General features: G+C 67.4%; 11 protein-coding genes and 1 riboswitch. Of the genes, 5 read left to right on the forward strand and 6 right to left on the reverse strand.

The window, feature by feature from the left end; all coding sequences use genetic code 11:
• Positions 1-73: 73 nt before the first annotated feature.
• Positions 74-946, reverse strand: coding sequence for a winged helix-turn-helix domain-containing protein (locus DBZ45_RS00345; RefSeq protein WP_111902003.1), 873 nt, complete (start codon positions 944-946; stop codon positions 74-76).
• A gap of 726 nt (positions 947-1,672) precedes the next feature.
• On the opposite strand from DBZ45_RS00345, the gene DBZ45_RS00350 reads away from it, so the two are divergent.
• From DBZ45_RS00350 to DBZ45_RS00365, 4 genes are all read left to right on the forward strand, one after another.
• Positions 1,673-2,413: a response regulator transcription factor gene (locus DBZ45_RS00350; RefSeq protein ID WP_111902004.1), complete on the forward strand. Its 741-nt coding sequence runs from the start codon at positions 1,673-1,675 to the stop codon at positions 2,411-2,413.
• Positions 2,414-2,416: 3 nt separating this feature from the next.
• A complete protein-coding gene (locus DBZ45_RS00355; protein WP_111902005.1) occupies positions 2,417-4,030 on the forward strand; it encodes a sensor histidine kinase in 1,614 nt (537 codons plus the stop codon).
• 104 nt (positions 4,031-4,134) lie between these two features.
• Positions 4,135-4,290: riboswitch (cyclic di-AMP (ydaO/yuaA leader) on the forward strand.
• 3 nt (positions 4,291-4,293) lie between these two features.
• The gene (locus DBZ45_RS00360; RefSeq protein ID WP_111902006.1) at positions 4,294-5,178 is read left to right on the forward strand and encodes a hypothetical protein; all 885 of its coding nucleotides are present in this window, start codon (positions 4,294-4,296) and stop codon (positions 5,176-5,178) included.
• A 273-nt stretch (positions 5,179-5,451) separates the two neighbouring features.
• Complete coding sequence (locus DBZ45_RS00365) at positions 5,452-6,723, forward strand: glycosyltransferase (protein ID WP_111902007.1); 1,272 nt, start codon at positions 5,452-5,454, stop codon at positions 6,721-6,723.
• 240 nt (positions 6,724-6,963) lie between these two features.
• Here DBZ45_RS00365 and DBZ45_RS00370 read toward each other — a convergent pair whose 3' ends face one another.
• The 4 genes from DBZ45_RS00370 to DBZ45_RS00385 all read right to left on the reverse strand — a co-directional run bounded on the left by DBZ45_RS00370 (position 6,964) and on the right by DBZ45_RS00385 (position 9,627).
• The gene (locus tag DBZ45_RS00370) at positions 6,964-7,644 is read right to left on the reverse strand and encodes an HAD-IA family hydrolase (RefSeq protein WP_190242947.1); all 681 of its coding nucleotides are present in this window, start codon (positions 7,642-7,644) and stop codon (positions 6,964-6,966) included.
• Positions 7,645-7,690: 46 nt separating this feature from the next.
• Positions 7,691-8,068, reverse strand: a complete 378-nt coding sequence (locus tag DBZ45_RS00375) for a VOC family protein (protein WP_111902009.1) — start codon at positions 8,066-8,068, stop codon at positions 7,691-7,693.
• A gap of 77 nt (positions 8,069-8,145) precedes the next feature.
• Positions 8,146-8,781 (reverse strand): uracil phosphoribosyltransferase, encoded by a 636-nt coding sequence (gene upp, locus DBZ45_RS00380; RefSeq protein ID WP_111902010.1) that lies wholly within the window; start codon positions 8,779-8,781, stop codon positions 8,146-8,148.
• A gap of 12 nt (positions 8,782-8,793) precedes the next feature.
• Positions 8,794-9,627, reverse strand: coding sequence for a phosphatase PAP2 family protein (locus DBZ45_RS00385; RefSeq protein WP_111902011.1), 834 nt, complete (start codon positions 9,625-9,627; stop codon positions 8,794-8,796).
• A gap of 60 nt (positions 9,628-9,687) precedes the next feature.
• On the opposite strand from DBZ45_RS00385, the gene DBZ45_RS00390 reads away from it, so the two are divergent.
• Positions 9,688-10,194 carry a nucleoside deaminase gene (locus DBZ45_RS00390; RefSeq protein ID WP_111902012.1) on the forward strand — a complete coding sequence of 169 codons (507 nt, stop codon included), beginning with the start codon at positions 9,688-9,690 and terminating at the stop codon, positions 10,192-10,194.
• Between the two features lie 8 nt (positions 10,195-10,202).
• Here DBZ45_RS00390 and DBZ45_RS00395 read toward each other — a convergent pair whose 3' ends face one another.
• Positions 10,203-11,426, reverse strand: a complete 1,224-nt coding sequence (locus DBZ45_RS00395; RefSeq protein WP_111902013.1) for a DNA glycosylase AlkZ-like family protein — start codon at positions 11,424-11,426, stop codon at positions 10,203-10,205.
• Between the last annotated feature and the right edge of the window lie 3 nt (positions 11,427-11,429).

Raw genomic sequence — 11,429 nt, forward strand, 5'->3', positions numbered from 1 at the left:
ACCCTACTAGCCGCGGAGGCCAGTGCTCGATGGCCCCGAACTCGCAAAGCCGCTTTGGCGCGTCGCCTACGGACTAGATCGAGTACTCCGGAGCGGCCCAGACAACGACCTCAGGGTGTTCGTAGAAGCGGTAGCCCTGGCCACGGACGGTACGCACGGTGTTGGCGAGGCGGCCCAGCTTGGAGCGCAGGCGGCGGATATGGACGTCGATGGTGCGCTCGTTCGGCACTTCTTCGGCGTTCCGCCACAGGCCCTCGAGCAGTTCGTCGCGGCCCACGGTGCGGGTGCCGTTCTCCACGAGGTAGTTGAGCAGTTCGAATTCCTTGAACGTCAGGTTCAGGGACTCGCCGTCGAGGTGCACCTCGCGGCGGGCGAGGTCGATCAGGACACCCGACGGGCGGGGATCCTGGGCCGGCTGCACGCGGGCGGTCTCGGTGCGCTGCCGGGCATTGACCGTGGGGTCGCCGAAGGTGGAACGGACGACGTCGAGGGCTGAACCGGGGGCGCTGGACGGGGCCACAGCGACGGCGGCGTAGCTCTCGGCTCCGGTAACCAGCGACTGGGCATAAGCCCGGATCTCCTGGGCAAGCTTGGCGATCGAGGTGCCGGCGGCAGCCGCGGTTTCCTCGTCAATGCCCATGTACAGGACGAATCCGCGGGCAACGTTTTCATTGGGTACGGCGCGGACCGGCGCGGCGGCCGGGGCCACAAGAGGCGTGGGCGCGGTGAGCGGCACGGCTTCGTCAGCCTGGACGGCGCGCAGCTGGCCGTAGGAGTTCGGGTTGTAGCCCTGGGGTGCGTAACCCGGAGCGGCGGGAACACTGTTTGCCTGGCCGCCCTGGGCGAAAGCGGGGCGGGCGGCGAATCCCTGCCGCAGGCCCGACGCCTGGCCTGCTTTGTTGGCGTTACGGACTGAGATGTGGACGTATCCGGATGCAACTGACATGAATGCTTACCTCAATGTGAATGGCCGTCATCGCGGCTCGAATGCTTGGGTCCCCGCAATGATTTTGGGGAGGGGCGCCCTACGCTGGGCTGGGGGCGAATGCCTAAAAACTTCGTGGGGTGGTGAAAGTTAGGCGTGCATTCGACAACAGCGCATGTCGGCAGCAGCTGGTGTGCTGGGCCAATGTTCTGCGGCTGCAGGTGCTGTTGAGTTCTTGTTCACATTTGAAAGTGTGCAACGTAACAATGAAAACTTGCAAGTAACAATGGACGGAACTGTCCGCATGTTGAGACAAACGGCCTGATTGTGTGATACCTCACAGTTTTTCCGTTGACCGATTTTTCGATTTATTTTCCAGAACGGACGGTCGGAAAGCTCTCCTTACAGAATCTTCTTCGATTTTTCCCCGAAAAGTCGGCGAATATTCAATGACATTTGAGTTGCCGAAAACCCGCATCTCCGATTCGCCGATTGTCCAGCTATGACGCGCCTCGAACGAAGAATTTTCAGCCGAGCGCGGGTGGGGGCGGTGGTCAAATTCGTCAGAACGACGGCGGCCGCCCGGTTCGCTTGTGGCGCCTCTGCCACCGGGCCTCGCTTCAGGGTCCAGGGTCTGTCACCTGAAAAATAGCTACGCAGCGCCTTTCAGCTCGCTACGCTGGGATTCACAGCTGACGCACAGGGTTGCCAAAGCGGCGGCTAAACACCAGAACGGAGAGTTGTCACATGGCCACTTCGCACTCCATGACCAACAACCTTCCCCAGCTGACCCACCCGGACGGATCCCCCATCCGTGCCCTTGTGGTCGATGACGAACCGAGCCTCTCAGAACTCATGAGCATGGGCCTGCGCATGGCCGGCTGGTCGGTGGCCATCGCGGCCGACGGCCCGGAGGCCGTGAAGCTCGCCAAGGAGTTCCGCCCGGACGTGCTGGTGCTTGACGTGATGCTTCCCGGGTTCGACGGCGTCGAGCTTCTGAGCAGAATCCGGGCCTTCGCGCCGGAGGTCCCGGCGCTGTTCCTCACCGCCAAAGATGCCGTACAGGACCGCATCGTGGGCCTCGCCGCGGGCGGCGACGACTACGTCACCAAGCCGTTCAGCATGGAGGAAGTCCTGCTGCGCCTGCACCGGCTGGTCCAGCGCTCCGGCGTCGCCGCCATGGACTCCGCCGAGCTGGTGGTGGGCGACCTCGTCCTGAACCTCGACACACGCGAAGTCACCCGCGCCGGCGACGAGCTGCAGCTGACAGCCACCCAGTTCGAGCTCCTGCGCTACCTCATGGAGAACCCCAAGCGCGTGGTCAGCAAGGCCCAGATCCTGGACCGGGTGTGGAACTACGACTTCGGCGGCCAGGCCAACATCGTCGAACTGTACATCTCGTACCTGCGCAAAAAGGTGGATGCCGTGCACCCGCCGATGATCCACACGGTCCGCGGCGCGGGCTACGTCATCAAGCCTGCAGAGTAGGCCGTGGCAAACCTTTCCGGTGCAGCCCGTACCCAGCGCCGAAGCTGGCTGAAGCCGGACACCTGGCACCTCCGCACGCGCCTGGTTCTCGTTGCCATGGCGCTTCTGGTGGCCATTTGCGGCGCAATCGGCCTGTTCAGCTACGCCTCGATGGACTCCTATTTGACCCAGCAGCTGGACAAGCAGCTCTCGGATGCGGCGCACCGCTCCAGCGAGTTCGGGCGGCCACCGCAGGGCAACCCTGGCACCAAACCAGACCCGCTGGGCGCCCGCGGCCAGAGGGTCGGCACCGTGACGGCCCGGATCGAGGACGGCACCGTCATCAGCGCAGGTTTCATTGCCACGGACGCCACTCTCGCCACGCTGTCCGCGGCGGACGACCAGGTCCTCCTGGAGCTCCGCCCCGACGGTGCGCCCGTCGAACGCACACTGTCCTCGGGCACCTACCGTCTGGTCGCCGCCCAGGCGCCCTACGGGGACGTGATCGTCACCGGGCTCCCGCTGGCGGAAAAGCAGAACACCCTGACGTCGTTGGTGTGGACCATCACCATCGTCTCGCTGGGCGGCCTCGTGCTGATCGGCCTGGCCGGGACGGTGCTCATCCGCCGCACCATGAAACCGCTGGAGCAGCTCTCCGAGGTGGCCACCCAGGTGTCGCGCCTGCCGCTGGACGCCGGTGAGGTGGCACTCGCCGTCCGCGTCCCGCCGTCGAACGCCCATCCCGGAACCGAAGTGGGCAGCGTGGGTCACGCCCTGAACCAGATGCTGGACAACGTGTCCAACGCATTGGAGGCGCGGCAGGAAAGCGAAATGAAGGTGCGGCAGTTCGTGGCGGACGCCTCCCACGAGCTCCGCACGCCGCTGACGGCCATCCGCGGCTACACCGAGCTGATGCGTATGACGGAAAAATTCACTCCGGACGGCCAGCGGTCCCTGGCACGTGTGCAGAGCCAGTCGGAACGCATGACGGCCCTGGTGGAGGACCTCCTCCTGCTGGCCCGGCTCGACGACGGCCAGCCCCTCAAGCTCAGCGACGTGGACCTTACGCAACTCGTGATTGAGACCGTCAGCGACGAAAAAGTCATGGCACCGGACCGGGCTTGGCACCTCGACCTTCCCGAGGAACCTGTGTCGGTTCGGGGCGATGCATCGCAGCTGCACCAGGTCCTCGTGAACCTGCTCTCGAATGCCCGCAAGCACACCCCGCCCGGCACCACGGTGACCACCGGCGTGATGCGGTCAGCGGACGGCAGCGCTGTGATTACTGTCACGGACGACGGCGCCGGCATCCCGCCCGAATTCGTGGAGAAGGTCTTCGCGCGTTTCGCCCGCGCAGACGCGTCACGCGCGACCCCGGCGCGGGCGCCGCTTGCTCCCGCCTCCGCGACGGCGAAGGGTACTGCTGACGTTGGCGCAGGCGCGCAAACGGCCCTCCGCACCGCGGCATCGCAGGGGGAATCCGTGGTCGCGTCGGCCGAGGGAACCAGCGGTCTGGGCCTGTCCATCGTGCAGTCCATCGTGGAGGCGCACGGCGGCACAGTGGAGGTTACGTCCCGGCCCGGCCGTACCGAGTTTGCCGTCAGACTGCCCGCGCAAGGCGCCACGCCGTCGTCGTGATGCCCGTTACCTAAATGTGACTTAATCAGGAGCCTCCTGTACGGTCGATAGAGTGCGGCCGCCACTAGAGCCGCATCTCCGGATTGACGCCCAGCTCTGCCGCTTCCCGGATTCCGCTAGTTCAGGCAGAGGCGGGGGAACCAGAGTCCCGGGCTTTCCGCATCAGCCCTTGGGGTGAAGCCGACACGTGAATTTTCCGTGCGGCCGGATGACCTCATCCGAACCCGACAGCTAACTCCGCAGGTGTTGAGAGGCAATCAACCATGTCTGAATTCAAGGCACAGGCGCGCCCTGACCGCGCCTCCCAGCAGTCTGACCCCAAGATTTCCCGTCACCGGGCAGAGCCGGCCAAGCCCGCATCCGCGTGGTCCGGGCTCACCGCACGCATCCCGTCGCTCGGCCGCCGCGCAGCCGTCGTGGCCACCGCCTGCACGGTTCTCGTCGGCGTCGGCGCAGCGGGACAGGCGGCCGACCAGGCTACGCCTTCCGCCGCCGAGCCGGCCGCGGCCACCGCTGACGCCGGGCAGACGCTGAGCTTCGACAAGACGCTGATCTCCGCGCTTCCCGCCCCGTCCTCGGCCTCCATCGCGCCGCAGTCCTCGTCCCAGGCTGCCGCCGCAAAGGCCGCCACCGTGAAGGCTGCCGCCGCCAACGCAGCCGCTGCTAAGACTGCCGCCGCTGAGACTGCCGCCGCCAACGCAGCCGCTGCTAAGACTGCCGCCGCTGCCAACGCCGCTGCGGTTGCCAAAGCCAACGCCGCCCAGGCCGCCGCTGCCAAGGCTGCCGCCGCGAAGGCTGCCGCCGCTGCCAAGGCCAAGACCGCCGCGCCGGTCGCCCTGAACGATCCGGCCGGCGCGCAGGCCTACGCGGCCAGCAAGCTGGGGTCCTTCGGCTGGTCGGCAGACCAGATGCAGTGCCTGAAGCGGCTCTGGACCAAGGAATCGGAATGGCGCACGACGGCCACCAACGCGAGCAGTGGCGCCTACGGCATCGTCCAGTCACTGCCTGCCGAGAAGATGGCGACCGCGGGGGCGGACTACCGCACCAACTACCGCACCCAGATCAACTGGGGCTTGGACTACATCAAGGAGCGCTACGACTCCCCGTGCGGTGCCCTGAACTGGCACCTCGCCCACAACTGGTACTAAGCGTTCCCGCGGCCAAACCGGCCGGCGATGAACATTTCTGCACTGCTTTAGGGTGACCGCCTAGGTTCCGAGGGCCCCGGATCCGCTAGGATCCGGGGCCCTTCTGCGTCCCTGCTCTTCTTGCCGCAGGCACAGTGGTGCAGAAATGCGGCGTGGTGCAGCAAACCCGGCAACCACACCTGGTGCTGCGGCCGGCAGCGCCAAAGTCACTTCCACAGCCCCCGCACAGCTTGGCCCTAAAACCCTCCTAACAGCGACGGCCACTGTTGAGGCATGACCATCACTGACCAGGCCTCCGGCCCCCAGCCGCACCCACCGCTCCACACCCAGCCGCACCCGCTCGCAGGAGGCGCCGCGGCAGGACAGGCCCCGGCGCACCCCCGGCACGGCCGGCGGTCGCCCATCGACATGGCCACCGTGGTGCCGGTCCTGGACGTGACCATCCCGGTCTACAACGAGCAACGCGACCTGGAGGATTGCCTGCGCCGGCTCCACGCCTACCTGCGCCGCTCGTTCCCGCACTCGTTCCGCATCACCGTTGCGGACAACGCGAGCACGGACGGCACGCTCAAGGCTGCCGAACGGGTGGCCCGGGAACTCCGGGAGGTCACCGTGGTGCACCTCGACGAGAAGGGCCGCGGCAACACCCTGCGGAAAGTCTGGCTGGCCTCGCCGTCGCCAGTCCTGGCCTACATGGACGTGAACCTCTCCACCGATCTGGCCGCCTTGGGTCCGCTGCTGGCACCGCTGCTCTCCGGCCACTCGGACCTGGCCATCGGCACGCGGCTGACCCGCAACTCCCGCGTGGTCCGCGGACCGAAGCGTGAATTCATCTCCCGCAGCTACAACTTCATGCTGCAGTCGCTCATGGGCGCCCACTTCAGCGACGCGCAGTGCGGGTTCAAGGCCATCCGTGCCGACATCGCCCAGCAGATCCTGCCGCACACCGTGGACACGGCCTGGTTTTTCGACACTGAACTCCTGGTCCTCGCCGAACGATGCGGCCTCCGGGTCCACGAGGTGCCGGTGGACTGGACCGACGACCCCGACTCAAGCGTGGACATCGTCCAGACGGCGCTCGCTGATGTCCGCGGCATGGCCCGGCTCAGCAAGGACATGGTGACCGGCCGCATTCCCGTCGCCGAACTCCGCGCCGCCCTGGCCCCCGGCCCCCTGGTTACCACGGCCGTGGCCAACACCGCCGCGAACAGGCGCTTCACGTTCAGCATCGCCGGCACCAGTGATGTTGCCCGCCATCACTTTGAAGGGCTGGTGGTTTTTGGGATCGGGCTCGCCCTCACCTCCGGGGCGCTCGCCCTCGTCCACAGCGGCGCACTGCCGGGAGGCACGACGCCGGACCGCTGGGTCGAGCTGGCGACCGTCACCGCCGCGAACCTCGCGGCCACCGCGGCGAAGTTCCTGCTGTTCCGGCTGTGGGTCTTCCGACGGCGGCCCGTCCCCACCAACGCTCCCGCAGATCCTGCCGCTTCCGAGCTATCGCTCCCGCAGTCATCCGCCCCGACCACAGAAATGACGCAGTCATGAGCACCACCGCCGCTCCCCCCAGATCAGACGACAGACCCTACGACACGGCACGGGTCGGCGAGCGCCGAACAGGCTACGCACCCAGCGCCCGGTGCCACCAAAGAGGCCAGGCGGAAGCATGGTGCAGGGTGAAACCGGGTTGTCCGACGCCGCGGCGCGTCTCGGAGTGGGTGGCGGCCACCTTCCAGTCCGAGACCACCGGCGGCGGCACTGTGTTCGACCTGTCCTGACGAACGCTGACTACAGCCGCAGGGAAATTGCCGGGCGACCGTCCTCGCCGGTTTCCACCGAGGCGGAAACGGCGGTGTAATCCGGGATGTGCAGCACGCCGTCGGGAAGGACGCCGGTGTTCGGGCCCACCGCGACAGTCCGGATGCCGGCAGCTACTCCCGCAGCGATGCCAGCAGGAGCATCCTCGAACACCACTGCTTCCGAGGGGTCTGCCCCGAGCAGGGACGCGCCGCGCAGGTAGCCCTCGGGGTGCGGCTTGCCGCGGGACACGTCCTCGGACGTGACAACCGCTGCCGGCATCTCCACCCCTGCCGCCGCCATCCGGACGGTGGCGAGATCGCGCGACGCCGACGTCACCAGGGCCACGGCGTCGGCCGGCAGGGACTCGAGCAGCTGCAGCGCACCCGGCACTGCGACGATGCCGGCGGTCTCAGCCAGTTCCATCTGCCCCAGTTCTGTCGCCAGGGCATGGACGTCGGACCCCTCCGGCGCAAAGCGGCGGACAGTATCCAGCGCCTGCACTCCGTGGGAGGTGCGGAGAATTTCCGCGATATCGAGCCCGTAGCGTCCGGCGAACTCGGTCCACACGCGCTCCACGATGGCTGTGGAATCTACCAGGGTGCCGTCCATGTCGAAGAGGACGGCGCGGGCTGTCAGCGTGACGGTGGCGGACTCGGCAGGAAGGCTCATGGCTTCCATCCTGCCTCATCCGGCTTCCGGACCCGGCGTTCGTGACTTAGCCGTTGGGCCGGTTCGGGAGGTACTGCACCGCCCACTTGTTGCCGTCCGGGTCGGCGAAGTAGACGAAGTGCCCCCAGTCCTGGATGTCCACGTCGCTGACGTCCACGCCGTTGGCCTTGAGCTGGCTGTGCGCTTCGTTGATGTCGCTGACCACCAGCTGAAGGCTGGGCGCCGTGCCGGGAGGAGCATCGTTGAGCCCCTCCCCGATGGCGATCGAGCAGCCCGACCCGGGCGGGGTCAGCTGGACGAAGCGGAGCCCGTCCATGGGCCGTTCGTCGTAGTCAGCGTTGAAGCCGACCTTGTTGACGTAGAAGTCCTTGGCGCGGTCCACATCGGACACGGGTACGAAGACGAGTTCAAGTTTCCAGTCCATGGTGCACAGGCTAGCCGGGGCGCACTGCGCTCCGGAAGACCTCCGGCGCAGGGTCTTAGCCGAACCTTGCGGGCCGGTTACCCGGCAATGCCGTAGAGCCGGTCACCGGCGTCGCCCAGGCCCGGCACGATGTAGGACTTCTCGTTCAGCTTCTCGTCGATGGAGGCGAGGACGATGGTGACGTTGGCGTCCTTCAGTTCCTCCTCCAGCTTGGCCAGGCCCTCCGGAGCGGCCAGCAGGCAGATGCAGGTGACGTCGGCTGCGCCGCGCTTGAACAGGAACTTGATGGCCTCGCGCAGGGTGCCGCCGGTGGCCAGCATGGGGTCGAGGACGAAGATCTGGCGTCCGGAAAGGTCATCCGGCAGCCGCTCCGCGTAGGTGATGATGTCCAGGGTTTCCTCGTCGCGGGCCATGCCCAGGAAGCCCACTTCGGCGGTGGGGACCAGCTTGGTCATGCCCTCGAGCATGCCCAGCCCGGCGCGCAGGATGGGAACCACCAGCGGGGTGGGCTTGGTGAACGCGGTGCCGACGGTGGTGGCGACCGGAGTTTCAATGGTGACCGGCTGGGTGCGGACGTCGCGGGTGGCCTCGTAGGCGAGGAGCGTGACCAGCTCCTCCGTGAGCTGGCGGAAGACCGGCGAAGGGGTGTTCTTATCCCGCAGGACGGTGAGCTTGTGGGCGACCAGCGGATGGTCCACGAGGAGTGTGCGCATGGGTCAAAACTATCACCCGGGGCTTGGCTCCCCGCCCCGGTTTCCGGCTCCTCCCCCGGCATCGGGCGTCCCCTGCAGGCGCTCCTTCTGTTCGGCTTTGCTGTCTTTGAGATGGGCCGGGTGCTCGAATGTGGGGGCGGGGCCCGCATGCTCCCGCCGGCGGATGACATGGAACAGCCGGTGGGCCAGGATGACCACGGCAACCCAGGCCGCCCCGATCAGCCAGGCCGCCATCACGTCCGTCAGCCAGTGGTGGCCGAGGAACACCCGGCTCAGTCCCATAGCGATGATGAACGCTGCCCCCGCGATGATCACCCAGGTCCGTGCCGAGGTCTTTCGGAACTGCAGGCACACCAGGTACACCACGATGCTGATCACCACGGTGGTGTTTAACGTGTGCCCGCTCGGAAACGACGGCGAGAACTCAAACGGCGGAACGGCGTCGAGATGGTCAGGACGGGTGCGGCCCAGCAGGGTCTTGCCCACGCTGGTGGCGGTGACGGAGACTGCCGCCGCGCCGCCCACCAGGATGAGCGGCCGCCAACTGCGGCTGACATAGATCAGCCAGGCCACGAGAATGCTCGCCAGGATGGGCATGCCGATGCCGCCGCCGATGTTCGTGAAGGCCGTAACGGCCGAGTCGAGTCCGGGGCTCCGGTACTCCTTGGCCAGCTGGAGGGCGGGCTTGTCCAGACCCGAGACGCCGTCCTGGTCCACGACGCTGTTGTACACCTCTGCGCTGAGGAGCGTGAGGACCACCACCAGGAAGCCGCCGATGATCAGCGTGATCCACAGGGCCGCGTAGGGCCCGAGCCACCTGCCGTACCGCTCAGTCAGGGACTTCATCGTTACTCCCGGCGCTTGCGTTGTCCGATGCTAAGTATCCTTCGAAACTATCATTGACCCATGGCCCCGGCAGATCCGCAACACCTCGAATGGATGGGCCTTGCCCTCGAAGAAGCCCGGCGGGCCCTGGCTACCGAGGATGTGCCCATCGGCGCCGTCGTGATCGGCCCGGACGGGACCGTCCTGGGTACCGGACGCAACGAGCGTGAGGCCCTCGGGGACCCCACCGCGCACGCCGAGGTGGTGGCCATCCGCGGGGCCGCAGCACGGCTGCGTGAACGTGCGGCGGCCGAAGGCGGCAGCGGCGACGGCTGGCGGCTGGAGGACTGCACGCTGGTGGTGACCCTGGAACCGTGCGCCATGTGTGCCGGCGCGATCGTTCTGGCCCGGATCCACCGCGTGGTGTTCGGGGCCTGGGATGAGAAGGCCGGGGCGGCGGGCTCCGTTTTCGACATTCTGCGCGAGCGCCGACTGAACCACTGGGTGCAGGTTTATGCCGGCGTGCAGGAGGAAGAATGCGGCATGCTGCTGCGGGAGTTTTTCGCGGTGCACCGCACCGGCAGTTAACGGGCCAGCTAGCCCACGGCGTCCAGCGCCTCGATCCGCACCTGGCGGGACGCCGGCGAATCCAGGCTGAAGGAGCGGAAGTCGCCCAGGTCCTCCCGGATCCACGCCTCAACCTCCGCGATGCGCTGCTCGACGGCGGGCGTCCGGCCGGCAAAGAGCCAGGCCGCGATCCTTTCCCTGCCGGGATCGTACTGCCAGAGCCCGATGATCCTGCCGCGGTCAAAGATGGGATGGTCAGGCAAGTCCGCCTGCAGCGCCAGGGTGGCGTCCAGCAGCTTCCGGTCCCGGTCCTCGTCCGCAAACAGGTCCGCCGCGTTCCGCCGGTGCAGCACCAGCGAATCGGTGCCGGCCAGCAGCTGGATCTGTTCCCCTTCCGGTGGACTGAAGTCCGCGAGGCGTTCGACGTCGGCGGGTAGCATCCAGAGCACGTCGCCGGCTGCGGTGGGCACCTCCACGGCCCCGACGGCGGCGAGCGCCGCCTTGCTGTCGGTGAGGGTGAAGCCGGAGAACCACTGGGATTGCTTAACGGTGGCGCCGCCAGTCCAGCCGAGGTAGCGGCGGATCAGTTCCTCGCGGGCGCCTTCGGGGCCGAGCCGGCTGGGAGGCAGGGCCCACTGCGTGTAGCCATAGCGCTGCTGGTCAAGGCGCCCGTTGACCGGAACACGGCGGATCCGGCCGTCTGCCTGCAGCAGCCCCAGCGCCGTGGGCAGCGTGGTGGCGGCCCCCTTTTTCTTGCCTTCCTCGCCCAGGCTCCGCACTGACTCCCCCAGCTCCTCCTTGAGCTGCCGGGGGTCCAGCGGACCGTCGGCTTCGCCGAGGACGTGCAGGATTTGTTCCTCCAGCAGCGTGATCTCGCCGCGGTCCACGCCGAGCCGCGCCAGCACTCGGAAGGCCTCTTCGGCGCTTTTGCCCAGGCTTAGTGCCCAGTCGAAGTCCTCCCGGCCCAGCACGTAGGTGCAGCCGCGGGCGGTGGGCAGTTCGTGGATCCTCAGCTCGCGGACGTCCCTATCCACCTGCTCACGCCGGATTCCGGCGCGCGCGAAGAGGGTCAGGTACGGGTTGGCACCGCCCACAGACCTCGCCCAGCCCGCCGCAGCGAGCACCTCCTGCGACGTGCGGCCTTCGAGTGTGCCGTCCAGCCCCTGCCGGTGCCAGGCCCAGGCACGGAGCAGCTCCGGGGTGAGGGCTTCAACAGCTGGCAGGGTGGCGGCAGACGGGACGTGGCTGGTCATGCC

It is taken from the genome of Arthrobacter globiformis, assembly GCF_003261175.1.
Taxonomy (GTDB): Bacteria; Actinomycetota; Actinomycetes; order Actinomycetales; family Micrococcaceae; genus Arthrobacter; species Arthrobacter globiformis_A.

What these genes read in the sequence shown, in the direction of transcription:
- DBZ45_RS00345 (WP_111902003.1), bottom strand. Translation starts at nt 946, where the DNA reads ATGTCAGTTGCATCCGGATACGTCCACATCTCAGTCCGTAACGCCAAC.
- DBZ45_RS00350 (WP_111902004.1), top strand. Translation starts at nt 1,673, where the DNA reads ATGGCCACTTCGCACTCCATGACCAACAACCTTCCCCAGCTGACCCAC.
- DBZ45_RS00360 (WP_111902006.1), top strand. Translation starts at nt 4,294, where the DNA reads ATGTCTGAATTCAAGGCACAGGCGCGCCCTGACCGCGCCTCCCAGCAG.
- DBZ45_RS00365 (WP_111902007.1), top strand. Translation starts at nt 5,452, where the DNA reads ATGACCATCACTGACCAGGCCTCCGGCCCCCAGCCGCACCCACCGCTC.
- DBZ45_RS00370 (WP_190242947.1), bottom strand. Translation starts at nt 7,644, where the DNA reads ATGAGCCTTCCTGCCGAGTCCGCCACCGTCACGCTGACAGCCCGCGCC.
- DBZ45_RS00375 (WP_111902009.1), bottom strand. Translation starts at nt 8,068, where the DNA reads ATGGACTGGAAACTTGAACTCGTCTTCGTACCCGTGTCCGATGTGGAC.
- upp (WP_111902010.1), bottom strand. Translation starts at nt 8,781, where the DNA reads ATGCGCACACTCCTCGTGGACCATCCGCTGGTCGCCCACAAGCTCACC.
- DBZ45_RS00385 (WP_111902011.1), bottom strand. Translation starts at nt 9,627, where the DNA reads ATGAAGTCCCTGACTGAGCGGTACGGCAGGTGGCTCGGGCCCTACGCG.
- DBZ45_RS00390 (WP_111902012.1), top strand. Translation starts at nt 9,688, where the DNA reads ATGGCCCCGGCAGATCCGCAACACCTCGAATGGATGGGCCTTGCCCTC.
- DBZ45_RS00395 (WP_111902013.1), bottom strand. Translation starts at nt 11,426, where the DNA reads ATGACCAGCCACGTCCCGTCTGCCGCCACCCTGCCAGCTGTTGAAGCC.